The organism is Bradyrhizobium sp. USDA 327 (assembly GCF_041262065.1).
In the GTDB taxonomy this organism is placed as follows: domain Bacteria; phylum Pseudomonadota; class Alphaproteobacteria; order Rhizobiales; family Xanthobacteraceae; genus Bradyrhizobium; species Bradyrhizobium liaoningense.
In genome coordinates this window covers 1,793,639-1,810,358 of record NZ_JBGCCW010000001.1, presented here as the reverse complement: position 1 = coordinate 1,810,358, position 16,720 = coordinate 1,793,639, and the positions used below count along the sequence as shown (strand labels likewise).

Annotated in this window: 12 protein-coding genes; 3 read left to right on the top strand and 9 right to left on the bottom strand. The window is 64.1% G+C overall.

What is annotated here, in order from left to right:
- Positions 1-6: 6 nt before the first annotated feature.
- From gcl to ABIA42_RS08090, 8 genes are all read right to left on the bottom strand, one after another.
- Positions 7-1,797 carry a glyoxylate carboligase gene (gcl, locus tag ABIA42_RS08125; protein ID WP_370114371.1) on the bottom strand — a complete coding sequence of 597 codons (1,791 nt, stop codon included), beginning with the start codon at positions 1,795-1,797 and terminating at the stop codon, positions 7-9.
- Between the two features lie 152 nt (positions 1,798-1,949).
- The gene (locus tag ABIA42_RS08120) at positions 1,950-3,752 is read right to left on the bottom strand and encodes an adenine deaminase C-terminal domain-containing protein (protein WP_370114373.1); all 1,803 of its coding nucleotides are present in this window, start codon (positions 3,750-3,752) and stop codon (positions 1,950-1,952) included.
- 84 nt (positions 3,753-3,836) lie between these two features.
- Positions 3,837-4,637: an NYN domain-containing protein gene (locus tag ABIA42_RS08115; protein WP_271526352.1), complete on the bottom strand. Its 801-nt coding sequence runs from the start codon at positions 4,635-4,637 to the stop codon at positions 3,837-3,839.
- A 53-nt stretch (positions 4,638-4,690) separates the two neighbouring features.
- Positions 4,691-6,190 (bottom strand): tripartite tricarboxylate transporter permease, encoded by a 1,500-nt coding sequence (locus tag ABIA42_RS08110; RefSeq protein ID WP_028177195.1) that lies wholly within the window; start codon positions 6,188-6,190, stop codon positions 4,691-4,693.
- Positions 6,190-6,675 (bottom strand): tripartite tricarboxylate transporter TctB family protein, encoded by a 486-nt coding sequence (locus tag ABIA42_RS08105; protein WP_370114375.1) that lies wholly within the window; start codon positions 6,673-6,675, stop codon positions 6,190-6,192. The genes ABIA42_RS08110 and ABIA42_RS08105 overlap by 1 nt, the downstream gene beginning before the upstream one ends.
- Positions 6,672-7,640: a tripartite tricarboxylate transporter substrate binding protein gene (locus ABIA42_RS08100; RefSeq protein WP_271526355.1), complete on the bottom strand. Its 969-nt coding sequence runs from the start codon at positions 7,638-7,640 to the stop codon at positions 6,672-6,674. The genes ABIA42_RS08105 and ABIA42_RS08100 overlap by 4 nt, the downstream gene beginning before the upstream one ends.
- Before the next feature lie 107 nt (positions 7,641-7,747).
- On the bottom strand, positions 7,748-8,590 hold the full coding sequence (locus ABIA42_RS08095; protein ID WP_370123599.1) for an IclR family transcriptional regulator: 843 nt from the start codon (positions 8,588-8,590) through the stop codon (positions 7,748-7,750).
- A gap of 193 nt (positions 8,591-8,783) precedes the next feature.
- Positions 8,784-10,913: an acetate--CoA ligase family protein gene (locus ABIA42_RS08090; RefSeq protein ID WP_370114377.1), complete on the bottom strand. Its 2,130-nt coding sequence runs from the start codon at positions 10,911-10,913 to the stop codon at positions 8,784-8,786.
- 352 nt (positions 10,914-11,265) lie between these two features.
- Between ABIA42_RS08090 and ABIA42_RS08085 the strand changes: the two genes are divergently transcribed.
- From ABIA42_RS08085 to frc, 3 genes are all read left to right on the top strand, one after another.
- Positions 11,266-11,961, top strand: coding sequence for a GntR family transcriptional regulator (locus tag ABIA42_RS08085; RefSeq protein ID WP_162250091.1), 696 nt, complete (start codon positions 11,266-11,268; stop codon positions 11,959-11,961).
- A gap of 73 nt (positions 11,962-12,034) precedes the next feature.
- Positions 12,035-13,768: an oxalyl-CoA decarboxylase gene (oxc, locus tag ABIA42_RS08080; protein WP_370114379.1), complete on the top strand. Its 1,734-nt coding sequence runs from the start codon at positions 12,035-12,037 to the stop codon at positions 13,766-13,768.
- 65 nt (positions 13,769-13,833) lie between these two features.
- A complete protein-coding gene (frc, locus tag ABIA42_RS08075; RefSeq protein WP_271526358.1) occupies positions 13,834-15,111 on the top strand; it encodes a formyl-CoA transferase in 1,278 nt (425 codons plus the stop codon).
- 738 nt (positions 15,112-15,849) lie between these two features.
- Here the strand turns inward: frc and ABIA42_RS08070 are convergent.
- Positions 15,850-16,683 (bottom strand): hypothetical protein, encoded by an 834-nt coding sequence (locus ABIA42_RS08070; RefSeq protein WP_370114381.1) that lies wholly within the window; start codon positions 16,681-16,683, stop codon positions 15,850-15,852.
- Between the last annotated feature and the right edge of the window lie 37 nt (positions 16,684-16,720).

The window sequence follows — 16,720 nt, the reverse complement described above, 5'->3', positions numbered from 1 at the left end:
TCTCCCCTATTCCGCCGGCTGCAGCACGCCCGGGCGCGCCCGCTCGACCTCGTCGAGCGGGAGGTCCAGCACCTCCTCGAACTCGACGATGTTGTCGATCTCGGTGCCCATCGCGATGTTGGTGACGCGTTCGAGGATGAATTCGACCACCACGGGCACGCGATGCCTGGCCATCAATTCACGCGCGGTGGCAAACGCCGCTTGCGTGTCCTCGGGGCGGGTGACGCGGATCGCCTTGCAGCCGAGGCCTTCGGCAACTGCGACATGGTCGACGCCGTAGACGCCGATCTCGGGTGCGTTGATGTTCTCGAAGGAGAGCTGGACTTGATAGTCCATCTCGAAGCCGCGCTGGGCCTGGCGGATCAGGCCGAGATAGGAATTGTTCACGACGACGTGGATGTAGGGCAGATTGAACTGCGCGCCGACCGCGAGCTCCTCGATCAGGAACTGGAAGTCGTAGTCGCCGGAGAGCGCCACGATGTCGCGATCTGGGCACGCCGCACGCACGCCGAGCGCGGCGGGGAGCGTCCAGCCGAGCGGTCCCGCCTGTCCGGCATTGATCCAGTTGCGCGGCTTGTAGACACCGAGGAATTGCGCGCCGGCGATCTGCGACAGGCCGATCACGGTGACATAAGTGGTGTCACGGCCGAACGCCTTGTTCATCTCCTCGTAGACGCGCTGCGGCTTGATCGGAACGTTGTCGAAATGGCTCTTGCGCAGCATCGTCTTCTTGCGATCGCGGCAGGAAGCGGGCCACGCCTGGCGCTCGCGAAGCCTGCCTGACCGGCGCCACTCCCTGGCGACGGCGACGAACAGTTCGAGCGCGGCCTTCGCATCCGAGACGATGCCGAGATCGGGATTGAACACGCGCCCGATCTGCGTCGGCTCGATATCGACATGCACGAAGGTGCGGCCCTTGGTGTAGGTCTCGACCGAGCCGGTATGGCGGTTGGCCCAGCGGTTGCCTATACCGAGCACGAAGTCGGACTCCAGCAGCGTGGCGTTGCCGTAGCGGTGGCTGGTCTGAAGCCCGACCATGCCGGCCATCAGCACATGGTCGTCGGGGATCGCGCCCCACCCCATCAGCGTCGGGACAACGGGCACGTTGGTAATCTCCGCAAACTCGACCAGCATATCCGCGGCATCGGCATTGATGATGCCGCCGCCGGCGACGATCAGCGGCCGCTCGGCCGCGTTGAGCATCTCCAGTGCCTTCTCGACCTGCTTGCGCGTGGCAGTGGGCTTGTAGACCGGCAACGGTTCATAAGTCTCCTCGTCAAACTCGATCTCGGCGAGTTGCACGTCGAGCGGCATGTCGATCAACACCGGTCCTGGCCTGCCCGAGCGCATCACGTGAAAAGCCTGGCTGAACACGCGCGGCACCAGCGCGGGTTCGCGCACCGTCACCGCCCATTTGGTCACGGGCTTTGCGATCGACTCGATATCGACCGCCTGGAAATCTTCCTTGTACAGCCGCGCCCGGGGCGCCTGTCCGGTAATGCAGAGGATCGGGATGGAATCGGCGATCGCGGAATAGAGCCCGGTGATCATGTCGGTGCCGGCCGGCCCCGAGGTGCCGATGCAGACGCCGATATTGCCGGCCTTGGCCCGCGTATATCCTTCCGCCATGTGCGAGGCTCCCTCGACATGCCGCGCCAGGATGTGGCGGATCGAACCACGCTTCCTGAGCGCCGAGTAAAGCGGATTGATCGCGGCCCCGGGGACCCCGAAGGCAGTCGAGATGCCTTCCTTCTCCAGGACACGCACGGCTGCATCGACGGCTCGCATCTTCGCCATATCGGACCTCGCTCAAGTTGCGTCAGTGAACGAGATCATCGGTTGCACAAGATGCAATCTCAACGAGATCGGTTTTATTTTCCACGATGCGGCAACCGCGGAAAAATCGCGGCGGTCTCAATCGGTTACATCGAGGATTGCGTGAAAGCGGATCACTCGAACAGCGGTGCCAGCTCCATCTGCGGCACCAGCACGAGACCCTTGTCGGTGATGCGAATTTCCGGAATGACCGATAGCGGAATCAAATTGAAGCCCATGTAGGGGATGGTGCAGCCGGCCTCCGCCCATTCCTTCTTCAGCACCTTCACTTCTTCCGCCACTTCGGTGACGCGCTTGTCGGAGAGCAGCCCGGCGATGGGCAGCGGAACCAGCGCCCTCACCTTGCCGTCGGCGACGACGCACACGCCGCCCTGATGCTCCTTGATCGCAGCGATCGCCACCTGCATGTCCGGCTCGTTGGTGCCGGCGACGATGATGTTGTGGCTGTCGTGGCCGACGCTGGAGGCGACCGCGCCGCGCTTCAGGCCGAAATCCTTGAGAAGGCCATGGGCGACATTGCCGGCCGACTTGCCGTGGCGCTCGACGACCGTGACGAAGCAAAGTCCGTAGCGGGCGAACAGGGATGGCCAATCCTTTGCAGGTTCGATCGCGACCTTCTCATGGATCAGCATGATGCCGGGCAACGCGGTCTTGATCGCGTTGACGGTGCAGGCCTTCGCCGGCAGCTCCGGCGTCAGCTTCAGCTTCTCCGGAAGCTTCACCGTGGCGTAGGCGGCCCTCGGATATTGATAGCGTTGCGACAAGGCCTGATCGAGAAGCCCGGTGATCTTGCGGTTCTCGACCACGAGCTCGCCGCCATACCAGGTGCATTGCGGCTTGAGCTGGTCGTCCATCAGCACGAGATCGGCGCGGCGGCCGCCGCCGAGCCCGCCGATATCGCCATCCATGCCGAAACGTGTCGCGCCATGAAGCGAGCCCATCGACCAGGCCTGCTCCGGCGACATCCCCGCCTTCACCGCCTCGCGCACCACCCAGTCGAGACCGAACAGCAGCAGATCGTCGGCATCGCGATCATCTGTGCAGACCGCCGTGCGCTTGTGCGAGGCCCCGAGTTCGGTCACGGTGCGAATCGCCTGCGGCAGCGAATGCCAGGGCGTCGTCGGCGGGCCGCCGCGCAGGAACACCCAGACGCCGGCGTCGAGCAGATCGTCAGCGATGTCGCGGTCGATCGCCTCATGCGTATCGGTGACGCCGCTCGCCGCATAGGCGGCGACGAACTCGCGGCCATAGACATGACCGGACACCGGACGCCCGCGCTTCAGGGCCGCGGCGAGGATGGCATGGCTGCGCTCGTCGCCCATCGTCACAGGCACGAAATCCATCTTCTCGCCGAGTGCGACCGCCTCTGGCCAGCGATCGAACAGGCTCGCGATCTTGTCCGGCGTGAGGTCGCCGCCGGCGGTTTCCAGTTCCGCGGACGTTGCTGGCACCGTGCTCGGCACCGTCAAGAAGATCGAGAGCGGCGCCTCGCGTGCGTCCTCCAGCATCGCCTCGACGCCGGCGACGTCCATGACGTTGCCGATCTCGTGGCTGTCGCAGAAGATCGTGGTGGTTCCGTTGAGCAGCGCAGCTTCCGCGTAGGCACAGGCCGTCACCATCGAGGATTCGATGTGGATGTGCGGATCGACCAGCCCCGGCGCGATGATGCCGCCGGCCGCATCATAGAGCGGCACGCCGCTCCAGACCTTCTTTGCCGTGCCGGCCGGCTTCACCGCAGCGATGCGGCCGCCGGTGATCCAGACCTCGCGGCCCGGATGGATGCGCTCCGAATAGGTCGAGAGCACCCGCGCGCCCGTAACGACGAAATCGGGCGCAACGCGTGCCGAGGCGACGTCGGCGAGGCGCCGCGTCATGCTGTGCAGCGGCCCAACGGAGAAACGGGTGAGTCCGGTCATCTGGGCTCTCGGTGACGTTACGGCCGAGCGATGGTTACGCCCGGCCCCACCCCGGGCAAGCTCAAATATAGCGGCAGAACCAGCTTACGTCTTCGGCGCCGAAGCACCTGCTGCCCCCACGCCCGAAGCCCTGCGCGGGTTCCGCCTTCGCCTCGGCGGTGCGGCAGTGGGCTTGACCCGAATGCGCATCGACCGGCCTTTTTGCTCATCGATCTCGAACGCATTCGTCTTTCGCACGAGGTCGCTCAACTTGCGAAAGCCGAACGTCCTCGGATCGAAATCAGAAGCCAGATTGGCGAGCTGCCGTCCGACTTCACCAAGGGCGACCCAGCCGTCCTCGCTCTCCATCTGGGTGATCACCTTCTTGATGATGGGCGTGGCGGCATCGGGCGGCTGAAGCGGCGCCGACCTCGTGGCGGCATCCTGGGTGTTCGCCGGGCCAGCAAGCAGGTTCTCGGTATAGACGAATCTCCGGCAGGCCTGCCTGAAGCTTTCCGGCGTCTTCTGCTCGCCGAACCCGAAGACGTCGACGCCCTGCTCCCGGATGCGGGCGGCGAGACGGGTAAAGTCGCTGTCGGAAGACACCAGACAGAAGCCGTCGAACCGGCCGCTGTGAAGCAGGTCCATCGCGTCGATGACCAGGGTTATGTCGGACGCATTCTTTCCCGTCGTATAAGCGAACTGCTGCTGCGGGATGATGGCGTGCTTCGACAGAATGTCGGCCCAGCCCCTGGAACGCGCATTGGAGAAGTCGCCGTAGATGCGTCGGACGCTGGCCTCGCCGATCTTGGCAATCTCCTCGAAAAGGCCATCCGCGATCTTCGCAGAGGCATTGTCGGCGTCGATCAGGACGGCCAGACGGGGCGAGCGAAGTTCCGACGGCATGGCATTTCTCCACGGGATGGACGCAGCATTAGAACATGCGTGCGCCTTGACGGCTAATCCTCGTTCGCCTTGAATCGCCCGAGCCCCTTCAGCACGAAGGGCGCCAGCAGCGCGATCAACGCCACCGCCAGCAGCGTCGCCGAGATCGGGCTTTGGACCAGTGTCATGGGATCGCCGAGGCTGATCGCGAGCGCGCGACGCAACTGGCTTTCGGCGATCGGGCCGAGGATCAGGCCGACGACCACGGGAGCGATCGGAAAATCGAACCGGCGCATCAAAAAGCCGAGCACGCCGAAGCCGGCCAGCATCGATAGTTCCACCACCGACGGCTTGGCGGCGATGGTGCCCATGGTCGCGAAGACGAGGATGCCGGCATAGAGCCAGGGCTGCGGAATCGCGAGCAGGCGCACCCACAGTCCAACCAGCGGCAGGTTGAGCACCAGCAGCATGCAGTTGGCGATGAAGAGGCTCGCGATCAGACCCCACACGAGATCAGGCCGCTCGGCGAACAGCAGCGGCCCCGGATTGAGGCCGTATTGCTGGAAACCCGCCAGCATCATCGCGGCGGTCGCCGAGGTCGGCAGCCCGAGCGTGAGCAGCGGCACCAGCGTGCCGGCGGCGGAGGCGTTGTTGGCCGCTTCCGGTCCCGCCACCCCTTCGATCGCGCCCTTGCCGAATTCTTCGGGGTGTTTGGTCAGGCGCTTCTCGGTCGAATAGGACAGGAAGGTCGGGATCTCGGCGCCGCCCGCAGGCAGGGCGCCGATCGGAAAGCCGAACATGGTGCCGCGCAGCCACGGTTTCCACGATCGTTTCCAGTCTTCTTTTGTCATCCACAGCGAGCCGCGCACCGGCTCGAGCTTCTCCTCGGTATGGTGGCGGCGCGATGCGACATAGAGCGCCTCGCCCACCGCGAACAGGCCGACCGCGAGCGTCGTCACCTCGACGCCGTCGAGCAGCTCGGGAATGCCGAACGCAAGCCGCGCCTGGCCGGTCAGCTTGTCGATGCCGACGAGGCCCAGCGTCAGGCCGATGAACAGGCTGGTCAGACCACGAACCGGCGAATCTCCGAAGGTCGCCGACACCGTGACGAAGGCGACGCACATCAGCGCGAAATAGTCCTCTGGGCCGAAGCGCACGGCGAAATCGACCAGCCACGGCGCAAGGAAGGCGAGCCCGATGGTGGCGATGGTGCCGGCAACGAAGGAGCCGATCGCGGAGGTCGCAAGCGCCGGCCCGCCACGGCCGGCCTTGGCCATCTTGTTGCCTTCGAGCGCGGTCGCCATCGAGGCGCTCTCGCCGGGCGTGTTGATCAGGATCGCGGTGGTCGATCCGCCATACATGCCGCCATAATAGATGCCGGCGAACATGATCAGCGAGCCGCCGGGATCGAGCTTGTAGGTCACCGGCAGCAGCAGCGCGACCGTCAGCGCCGGGCCGATGCCGGGCAGCACGCCGACGGCCGTGCCGAGGAACACGCCGATCAGCGCATAAAGCAGGTTCATCGGCTGGACGGCAACCGCCATGCCGTGGGCGAGCGCGGCAAAAGTGTCCATCACAGCAGTCGCTCCAGGGGCCCGGCCGGAAGGCTCAGAGTCAACAGGCGGTCGAACGCGAGATAGATGAGGGTCGACATCACGAGGGCGATGATGCTGTCGACCAGGATGGCACGGCGCCCAAACGCCGCCGACGTGGTCACGAACAGCGCGGACGTCGCCAGGATGAAGCCGCCGCCGAAGCCGATGATCGCGATCAGCAGCGCCAAGCCGACCAGGATCAGAATCACCGGAACGGGATCGGCGCTCTCGCGCGCCGGCAGGTTGCCACGTAGCGCGTCGATGAAATTGCCGATCGCGAGCAAGGCCAGGCCGGAGGCGACCACAACCGGCATCGCCTCGGGCCCCATCCCGTACATCGCGGCGGATTGCAGGCCGCGCGCATCCCAGACCAGCACCGCGGCGAGCCCTGCGAGCAACGCGGCGATAGCGAGGCCGGCGCGGTCGACGCGCCGCGGCGGCTGCGCAGGATCGCCTGAGGTCATGACTTGACGAGGCCCACCGATTTCAGCACATCGGTGACGCGCACCGTTTCCTTCTTCAGGAAGTCAGCGAAAGCGTCGCCGCCGAGATACGCATCCTCCCAGCCTTTCTGCTTGAGTATCTCCTTCCAGGCGTCGGACTTCACCATCTTCTCGACCGCATCGCTCAAGGTCTTGCGCTGCTCCGGCGTGATGCCGGGAGGCGCGACCACCGAGCGCCAGTTGGCAATCACGAGGTCGATGCCCTGCTCCTTGAAGGTCGGGATGTCACTGCCGGCAATGCGCTTCTCCGAGGTCACGCCGATCGCGCGCAGCTTGCCGGACTTGATCTGCCCTTCATATTCGCTCAGGCCCGAAATGCCCGCGGTGACCTTGCCGCCGAGGATCGCCGCCAGCGACTCGCCGCCGCCGGAGAACGGGATGTAGTTGATCTTCTTCGCGTCTGCGCCGACGGCGCCGGCGAACAGGGCTGCCATCACATGGTCGACACCGCCGGCAGAGCCGCCGGCGAAGGTGACCCTGGCGATATCGGCCTTCACCGCGGCGGCGAGATCCTGCGCATTCTTGATCGGCGAATTCGCGGGAACCACGATCACCTGGATCTCCTCGGTGAGGCGGGCAATCGGCGTCACCTGCTCCAGCGTCACCGGCGACTTGTTCATGGCGAGCGCGCCCACCATGACGAAGCCGTTGACCATCATCTGGTTGCCGTCGCCCTTGGCGCCATTGACGAACTGCGCGATGCCGACGCTGCCGCCGGCACCGGGAACGTTGGTGACCTGCACGCTCCGCGCGACGCCTGAAGCCACCAGCGCCTGCTGCATCGAGCGCGCGGTCTGGTCCCAGCCCCCGCCCGGAGCTGCCGGCGCCATCAGCTTGAGCTCGAGTTGCTGGGCAAAGGCCGGATTGGCTGCCGCCAGGGTCAGCGCGACGGCTGCGCCGACAAGGCGCGGGGGAAATCGAAACATGGGGGCATCTCCAGGCTCATGCGGACGTTTGCCGCATTGTGTCGTTTGGTCGCATATCAGCCAAAACGGCCGATACTGTCCAGTGACATCGCCCAGGGCTTTTTTGGTCAGCGAGGCGCCGGGATCGCCCCGCCAAGCGCGACCGTCAGTTCGGCAGCGACATCCCGGACGATTTGCCCGATCTCCGGCAACCGCTGATCGGTCAGCCGGCCGGTCATGCCGGAGACTGAAATCGCCGCCAGCGGCTCGGCGCAGTCGTTGTAGACGACCGCCGCAACGCAGCGCAGGCCCATGCAGGCCTCTTCATCGTCGAGGGCGTAGCCCTGCTTGCGGATCTTTTCGAGTTCCTTGAACAGGTCGCTCGGCCGAACGATCGACCTCTCGGTCAGGCGAGGCATGCCGTGATGGCGGATGACGGCGCCAACGTCCTCGTCCGAATAGGTCGCCAGCACGGCCTTGCCGACGCCGGAGGTCACCATGGGAACGCGGCCGCCCACCTTGGTCAGCGAGCGCATGATCTCGCGGCTTTCCATGCGGGTCAGCACGATGATGAACTCGTCGTCGACCACGGCGAGATTGGCCGTCTCGCGGGTGAGATCGCGCAGCTTACGGAGGTATGGAATCGCCTGCGCGGAGAAATTGCGCCGCCGCGCGAAGCTGGCGCCGACGGTGAAGCTGCGCACGCCGACATGCCATTTGGATTCGGCACGGTCGAACTGCACGAAACGGCGGTTTTCGAGGGTTGCGAGCAGCCGGTGCACGGTGGACGCCGACAGGCCGGTGCGGATCGCGAGATCGCTGAGGCGATAACCTTCGTCGTCCTCGGCCAGCGTCTCGATGATCGACAGCGCACGATCAACGGACTGCACGCCGCCGTCGCGGCCCTCGTGATCGGCTTCCGCGACCGATTTGGGCTCGAGCGATTTGCGGCGGATCACGTTCTTGCTCATCGCGACCTGCATTCATTCTTCTCCTCTCCCCGCCTGCGGGGCCGCGACGAGCTTCGCTCGCGCTGAGAGGGTCAGAGTGAGGGGAGTCTCCGCGAGGACGGGGGCAGTCAGACTCGTGGAGGGTCCCCCTCACCCGGAATCTGCTGCGCAAATTCCGGCCTCTCCCCGCGGGCGGGGAGAGGCGAACGACAGCTCAGAGCAGCCCTGCCCCGCGCGCCCACTTGTACTTGGCGCCGAGCACCTCGACCGGCAGCTCGGTCGAGTAGGCGTAGGCCGGAATGCCGTTCTGGTAGAGATATTCGGCGGCTTCCTCGACCTCGACGTCGCCGGCCAGAGACGCGACCATCGGCTTCACAAAACCCTTGGCCTCCATCTCCTTCTTCACCTCGACCATGTTGCGGGCGAACACCATCGGCGGGGTGACGATGGTGTGCCAGTAGCCGAGGATCAGCGCGTGGATGCGCTCGTCCGAGAGGCCGAGCTTCACGGTGTTGACGTAGGTGATCGGCGGCTCGCCGCCGGTGATATCCACAGGATTTCCGGCCGCACCGAACGGCGGGATGAACTTGCGGAAGGCCGCATCGAGATCCGGCGGCATCGACATCAGCGACAGGCCGTTGTCGACGCAGGAGTCCGAGAGCAGCACGCCCGAGCCGCCGGCGCCGGTGATGATCAGCACGTTCTCACCCTTCGGCGTCGGCAGCACCGGCACGCCACGGGCGAATTCGAGCAGCTGCCGCAAGGAGCGAGCGCGGATCACGCCGGACTGCTTGAACACGTCCTCGTAGATGCGGTCGTTACCGGCGAGCGCGCCGGTGTGCGAGGACGCAGCCTTGGCACCGGCCGAGGTGCGGCCGGCCTTGAGCACGACCACCGGCTTCTTCTTGGAAACGCGTTTTGCCGCTTCCGCAAAGGCGCGACCATCCTTGAGGTCTTCGCAGTGTTGCGCGATCAGGTTGGTGTTCGGATCCTGCTCGAAGAAGGCGAGCAGATCGTCCTCGTCGATGTCGGACTTGTTGCCGAGACCGACGATCGCCGAGACGCCCATTTTCGCTGAGCGCGAGAAGCCGATGATGGCCATGCCGATGCCGCCCGACTGCGACGACAGCGCCGCATGGCCCTTGACGTCGTAAGCAGTACAGAAAGTCGCGCAGAGATTGGCGGGCGTATAGTAGAAGCCGTAGATGTTCGGCCCCATCAGGCGGATGTCGTATTTCTTGCCGACCTCGACGATCTCGGCCTGCAGCTCCGGCGCGCCGGCTTCGGCGAAGCCCGACGGGATCAGCACCGCGCCCGGGATTTTCTTCTCGCCGCACTCGGTGAGCGCCGCAGCCACGAACTTGGCGGGGATCGCGAACACCGCGACGTCGATCACGCCGGGCACGTCCTTGACGCTCTTGTAGGCCTTGTAGCCGAGGATCTCGGTGGCCTTGGGATGGATCGGATAGATCTGGCCCTTGTAGCCGCCGTTGATGAGGTTCTTCATTACGGAATTGCCGATCTTGCCATCCTCGGCGGAGGCGCCGACCACGGCGACCGCCTTCGGCTGCATGATGCGGTTCATCGCGGTGACGATCTCTTCGGTCGGACGCGGCTTCGGCTTCGGCACATAGGCGAAGTCGACGACGATGCGGACGTCGGCTGCCGTCGCGCCCTTCGCCGTCGCGAACACCGGGTTGAGGTCGAGCTCGACGATCTCGGGAAAATCAGTGACGAGCTGCGACACCTTGACGATGACGTCGGCGAGGGCGTTGCGATTCACCGGCTCGCTGCCGCGCACGCCCTTCAAGATCTCATGCGCCTGGATGCCGTCGAGCATCGAGAGTGCGTCTTCCTTGGTCGCGGGCGCGAGGCGGAAGGTGATGTCCTTCAACACCTCGACCAGCACGCCGCCGAGGCCGAAGGCAACGAGCTTGCCGAACGAGCCGTCGGTGATCGAACCGACGATGACCTCGGTGCCGCCGGCCAGCATCTGCTGCACCTGGACGCCCTCGATCTTGGCATCGGACTTATATTTCTTGGCGTTGGAAAGAATGGTCTCGTAGGCCTTCTCGGCCTCTTCGGTGGTCTTGAGACCGACGATGACGCCGCCGGCTTCGGTCTTGTGGAGAATGTCCGGCGAGACGATCTTCATCACGACCGGGAAGCCCATGGACGAAGCCATCTTGCCGGCCTCGCCTGCCGACTTTGCCACGCCCTCCTTCGGCACCGGAATGCCGTAGGCGTCGCAGACCAGCTTACCCTCCGGCGCCGTCAGGCTGGTGCGGTTGTCCGCCTTGACCTGGTCAAGCACCTTGCGGACGGCATCTTTGGAATTGGACATGTGGCTTCTCCCTTGACCTGAGTTCGTTCTTTTCAAAGCGCGCGCGTGGTTAGCGGCTGCCCGAGATGCTTGCCATTGGCCGCGCTCTGTTCCATGCGGCAGAACGGAATGGCATAAAGCCCAAGACTACTCCGCCGGAATGGATCAAAAATGGCTGGCGATGGCATTTGGTATGCCAGAAGCCAACTTGTCAAGCTGGAGCATGCCTTGGAACGCCGCAAAAAATCGTCAGCTTGACATTCTGGCATGTGGTATGCCAAAAACTTTCCCGTTAATATTCCTGTAAAAAGACGACTCCCACTGGAGGAGATTCGTCGTGTCACTACGCAAACCAACCAAGGCGTTGCCGAACATGGCCGAGGCAGACATCGCAATCGTTCGTATTGCCCCGGAGAGCAGCTTCAAGAACAAGGCGTATGACGCCTTGAAGGAAGCCATCCTCAAGATGGACATCTACTCGACGCCCGAGCCGGTGATGCTCGACGAGCGCGCATTGTCCGAGAGGCTTGGCGTCAGCCGCACGCCGATCCGCGAAGCGATCGCGATGCTCGAGCAGGACGGTTTTGTGAAGACGGTGCCGCGCCGCGGCATCATGGTGGTGCGAAGGACCAAGAGCGAGATCGTCGACATGATCCGCGCCTGGGCGGCGCTGGAGAGCATGGCCGCGCGCCTCATCACCACGACCGCGCGCAAGAAGGACATCACCGCGCTGCGCGACTTCTTCAAGGATTTCGGCAAGGACCGCCTGCCCGAGGATCACGTCGAGGAATATTCCCGCGCCAACATCGCCTTCCATCAGGCGCTGATCTCGCTGTCGGAATCGCCGGTGCTGGTCGATCTCACCAACGACCTCCTGCTGCACGTGCGCGGCTATCGCCAGCTGACCATCGGACGCAAGGACCGCACCGCGACGTCGCTGCCCGAGCATCTCGGCATCATCGAGGCGCTGGAAGCGCGCGACACCGAGCTCGCGGAGAAGCGCGCCCGCGATCACACCCTCGGCCTCGCCGCTTACGTCGAAGCGCACGGCCAGGAACTGTTCACGTAACTCTTGACCTAGCAAACGTTCACCAGAAGGGCGAAGCACTCGCCCCAGTACTGAGACCAGGGAGACAAGGCCCATGCTGAATACCGCGACCAAGTCCGAAGCACCGGGCACCGAGCAGGAACTGACGGATGGTTTTCATCTCGTCATCGACGCGCTCAAGCTGAACGGCATCAACACCATCTATAATGTGCCGGGCATCCCGATCACGGATTTGGGCCGCATGGCGCAGGCCGCCGGTATTCGCGTGATCTCCTTCCGCCACGAGCAGAACGCCGGCTACGCCGCAGGCATTGCCGGCTATCTCACCAGGAAGCCCGGGGTCTGCCTCACGGTCTCGGCGCCCGGCTTCCTGAACGGTCTCACCGCGCTCGCGCATGCCACCACCAACTGCTACCCGATGATTCTGGTCTCGGGCTCCTCCGAGCGCGAGATCGTCGACCTCCAGCAGGGCGACTACGAGGAGATGGATCAGCTCGCGATCGCGAAGCCGCTGTGCAAGGCGGCCTATCGCGTGCTGCACGCCCAGGACATCGGCATCGGCTTTGCCCGCGCCATCCGCGCCGCGGTCTCGGGCCGCCCCGGCGGCGTCTATCTCGACCTGCCGGCCAAGCTGTTCGGCCAGGTGATGAATGCCGAGGCCGGCCGGAAGTCGCTGGTCAAGGTGATTGACGCTGCTCCCGCGCAGATCCCCTCGCCGGCTTCGGTGAAGCGCGCGCTCGACGTGCTCAAGAGCGCGAAGCGCCCGCTCATCATCCTCGGCAAGGGCGCGGCCTACGCGCAGGCCGACGAGGAGATCAAGAGCTTCGTCGAGAAGAGCGGCGTTCCCTTCCTGCCCATGAGCATGGCCAAGGGCCTCCTCCCCGACACCCATCCGCAGTGCGCCGGCGCGGCCCGCTCGACGGTGCTGAAGGACTCCGACGTCGTCATGCTGATCGGCGCGCGGCTGAACTGGCTGTTGTCGCACGGCAAGGGCAAGAGCTGGGGCGAAGCGCCGAAGAAGTTCATCCAGGTCGACATCGAGCCGAAGGAGATGGACTCCAACGTCGAGATCGTCGCGCCCGTCGTCGGCGACATCGGCTCGGTCGTCTCCGCGTTCAACCAGGCGCTGGCGTCGGGCTGGACCGCCCCGCCCGCCGAATGGACCAAGGCCGTCTCGGCCAAGCGCGAAGAGAACGTCGCCAAGATGGCGCCGAAGCTCATGAACAACAAATCGCCGATGGACTATCACGGTGCGCTCGGCGTGCTGAAGAACGTCATCAAGGAGCACCCCGAGGCGATCCTCGTCAACGAAGGCGCCAACACGCTCGACCTCGCCCGCGGCGTCATCGATATGTACCGCCCGCGCAAGCGCCTCGACGTCGGCACCTGGGGCGTGATGGGCATCGGCATGGGCCAGGCGATCGCAGCCGCGCTCGAGACCGGCCATCCCGTGCTCGCAGTGGAAGGCGACTCGGCCTTCGGCTTCTCCGGCATGGAGGTCGAGACCATCTGCCGCTACAACCTTCCGATCTGCGTCGTCATCTTCAACAATGACGGCATCTATCGCGGCACGGACGTGAACAACGCCAACGCCGACCCGGCGACCACGGTGTTCGTCAAGGGCGCGCGCTACGACAAGATGATGGAAGCCTTCGGCGGCGTCGGCGTCAACGCGACCTCGCCGGACGAGCTCAAGCGCGCCGTGAACGAGGCGATGACGTCCGGCAAGCCGACGCTCATCAACGCCGTGATCGATCCGGCCGCAGGCTCGGAGAGCGGCCGCATCGGCAACCTCAATCCCCAGAGCGTTCTGCAGAAGAAGAAGTAAGTCCACCCCTCAACCCTTTACTCCCTGCCGGGTGCAGGGGCAGACAAAGAGTACGGAGCAACACGATGACCAAAGCGCTCACGGGCGTTCGCATTCTCGACTTCACCCACGTCCAGTCCGGGCCGACCTGCACGCAGCTGCTGGCCTGGTTCGGCGCTGACGTGATCAAGGTGGAACGTCCGGGCGTGGGTGACATCACCCGCGGCCAGCTGCAGGACATCCCGAACGTGGACAGCCTGTATTTCACCATGCTCAACCACAACAAGCGCTCGATCACGCTCGACACCAAGAACCCCAAGGGCAAGGAAGTCCTCACCGAGCTGATCAAGCAGTGCGACGTGCTGGTCGAGAATTTCGGCCCCGGCGTGCTCGACCGCATGGGCTTCCCCTGGGAGAAGATCCAAGCGATCAACCCGAAGATGATCGTCGCCTCGATCAAAGGCTTCGGTCCCGGACCGTACGAAGACTGCAAGGTCTATGAGAACGTCGCGCAGTGCACCGGCGGCGCCGCCTCCACCACCGGCTTCCGCGACGGCGTGCCGCTCGTCACCGGCGCGCAGATCGGCGATTCCGGCACCGGCCTGCATCTGGCGCTCGGCATCGTCACCGCGCTCTATCAGCGCACCCACACCGGCAAGGGCCAGCGCGTCACCGCCGCGATGCAGGACGGCGTGCTCAACCTCTGCCGCGTCAAGCTGCGCGACCAGCAGCGCCTCGCCCACGGGCCGCTCAGGGAATACAGCCAGTTCGGTGAAGGCGTGCCGTTCGGCGATGCCGTGCCGCGCGCAGGCAACGATTCCGGCGGCGGTCAGCCCGGCCGCATCCTGAAGTGCAAGGGCTGGGAGACCGATCCCAACGCCTACATCTACTTCATCACCCAGGCTCCGGTCTGGGAGAAGATCTGCGACGTGATCGGCGAACCCTCGTGGAAGACCGATCCGAACTACGCCAAGCCGGCTGCCCGCCTGCCGCGCCTGAACGAGATCTTCGCCCGCATCGAGCAGTGGACGATGTCCAAGACCAAGTTCGAGGCGATGGAGATCCTCAACAAGGACGACATCCCCTGCGGCCCGATCCTGTCGATGAAGGAGATTGCCGAGGACCAGTCGCTGCGCGCGACCGGCACCGTGGTCGAGGTCGACCACCCCACCCGCGGCAAGTACATCTCGGTCGGCAACCCGATCAAGCTGTCGGACTCTCCGAGCGATGTGCAGCGCTCCCCGCTGCTCGGCGAGCACACCGACGAGATCCTGCGCTCCGTGCTCGGCTTCAGCGACCACCAGGTCGCCGAGATCCACAAGTCCGGCGCGCTCGACCCGCCGCAGAAGCAGGCCGCGGAGTAAGCGGGCCAACATTGAATGAGACGAAAGGGCCGTCCGAAGGGGCGGCCCTTTTTGCTTGCAAAGGCGCGCAGTCGGAGGTCTCAAACGAAAAGTGGAAAAACAACCCCATGCACAGTAGCCATCCCATTGGTCGACAACGATATTTCTGATTCGACGAAAAAATTCTGACCCGTCGGGCAAAACAGGGGTATTATGCCATCGTGGATGTCATGCCGGGAGTGCACATCGGGCGCTGGCTGCTGCACATCGGAACGGATCCCCGACCACGTACCGTTCGCGGAAGCGGACACTTCGCGATTGCCCCCGGGTTGACCGAGACCCTCAGCGACCTCCCGCCGCCAATTGCTCGCGAAAATACTTCACCACCGCCCCATTGAACTCGCGATGAAATGCGGCCCGGTTGAACCCTGCGGGCACGTCGGCTGGAACGTATCGATTGACGCCGCTTGACGGAATGGCTCCGCGGATCGCCATGCGGCTAGGGTTGGGGCACAGCTACACCGTACAAGGTGTCGGCAATACTGGTTGCGCGACCAACGGAAGCGGCGTGATCCCATGTGGTGCATCCAAACCGGATCGCCGACATCATTGCGGCAAATCCGGACATCGTTCTATTTCTCGGATCGCAGGGATGAAGATTTCTGCATTCTCGCGGATGGCTTCTGGTACCGACTCGGTCGGAAGGCGTAGCATGGCTTAGTCCGCAGAAGAGGTCTGCCCTGGGCCGGTCGGCTCCCTTCAGGGTTGAGCGGCGGAAGGAGCCTTGATGGGGCCATCGGGTAAATCCGGATCGTAGGAAAGCAGGAGGGGCGCTCGTGGTCCGGTATTGGCAAAGTGTGCGAGAAAATGAACGAGTAGATTGTAATCGGTGTCATCCAGCGGACGCTCGGGAGGGGCAAGGCGTTGCACTTGAATCGGCCAAAGCTGACCAAGGCCGAGACCTAGCCACTCGTCAGGAGCGATATCGTGGAAGTGAAATTTCTCGCCATTGTCTGTTCGTTCGACGAACACATAGTCGCGCCGGGCAGACGCTACGAGGAACAGCAGGCCGTCAAAGGAGATTACGTTCGTCTGAATGTTAGGCTTTGGTTCACCTTCAAGGAAAGCTGCTAACGCCTGATGGTAGAATGAGCCGTGGTGACGAGTACCAGGCAGAAGCCGACCCATCCAAATCTTGAAGAGTTTGGGCGGCTTTCTGGACTTACAAAACTCGCTGCGATGCTCCTGAGAAATCGCAACAGTCGCGGGGTCTTTGTACTCGACGACCATCGTGAACATCGTGGCCCATGCCGCAAGCGTCTCTTGTTCGTCGGAAGAGAAATCTCGCCACTTTCCGCTCAGCAGTTCCGTAATGAGTGGCTTTGCCGCGTTTTGAAGATCGGACATCCAACCGTTGTTGCACTCGCCGCAAACGCGCCCAAGTTTGCTCTCGGTCGGATCTCCTGGCCTTAGCCGTTGCTTGATCACGACGTCGCCGGCGTCGTCGGGACGAGAAGTGATGTGAACAGCCTTCTTCCACCTGCGCTCGTTGAACTTTTGGTACCACCGAGGCCAATAGTCTTCCTTTGTCATCCCGGCGCCGCCGCAAAAAATGCAGGTTCTTTTTTGC

Excerpts from the sequence above, each read along its gene's own strand:
- gcl (WP_370114371.1), bottom strand. The coding sequence starts at position 1,797 with ATGGCGAAGATGCGAGCCGTCGATGCAGCCGTGCGTGTCCTGGAGAAG.
- ABIA42_RS08120 (WP_370114373.1), bottom strand. The coding sequence starts at position 3,752 with ATGACCGGACTCACCCGTTTCTCCGTTGGGCCGCTGCACAGCATGACG.
- ABIA42_RS08115 (WP_271526352.1), bottom strand. The coding sequence starts at position 4,637 with ATGCCGTCGGAACTTCGCTCGCCCCGTCTGGCCGTCCTGATCGACGCC.
- ABIA42_RS08110 (WP_028177195.1), bottom strand. The coding sequence starts at position 6,190 with ATGGACACTTTTGCCGCGCTCGCCCACGGCATGGCGGTTGCCGTCCAG.
- ABIA42_RS08105 (WP_370114375.1), bottom strand. The coding sequence starts at position 6,675 with ATGACCTCAGGCGATCCTGCGCAGCCGCCGCGGCGCGTCGACCGCGCC.
- ABIA42_RS08100 (WP_271526355.1), bottom strand. The coding sequence starts at position 7,640 with ATGTTTCGATTTCCCCCGCGCCTTGTCGGCGCAGCCGTCGCGCTGACC.
- ABIA42_RS08095 (WP_370123599.1), bottom strand. The coding sequence starts at position 8,590 with ATGAGCAAGAACGTGATCCGCCGCAAATCGCTCGAGCCCAAATCGGTC.
- ABIA42_RS08090 (WP_370114377.1), bottom strand. The coding sequence starts at position 10,913 with ATGTCCAATTCCAAAGATGCCGTCCGCAAGGTGCTTGACCAGGTCAAG.
- ABIA42_RS08085 (WP_162250091.1), top strand. The coding sequence starts at position 11,266 with ATGGCCGAGGCAGACATCGCAATCGTTCGTATTGCCCCGGAGAGCAGC.
- oxc (WP_370114379.1), top strand. The coding sequence starts at position 12,035 with ATGCTGAATACCGCGACCAAGTCCGAAGCACCGGGCACCGAGCAGGAA.
- frc (WP_271526358.1), top strand. The coding sequence starts at position 13,834 with ATGACCAAAGCGCTCACGGGCGTTCGCATTCTCGACTTCACCCACGTC.
- ABIA42_RS08070 (WP_370114381.1), bottom strand. The coding sequence starts at position 16,683 with ATGACAAAGGAAGACTATTGGCCTCGGTGGTACCAAAAGTTCAACGAG.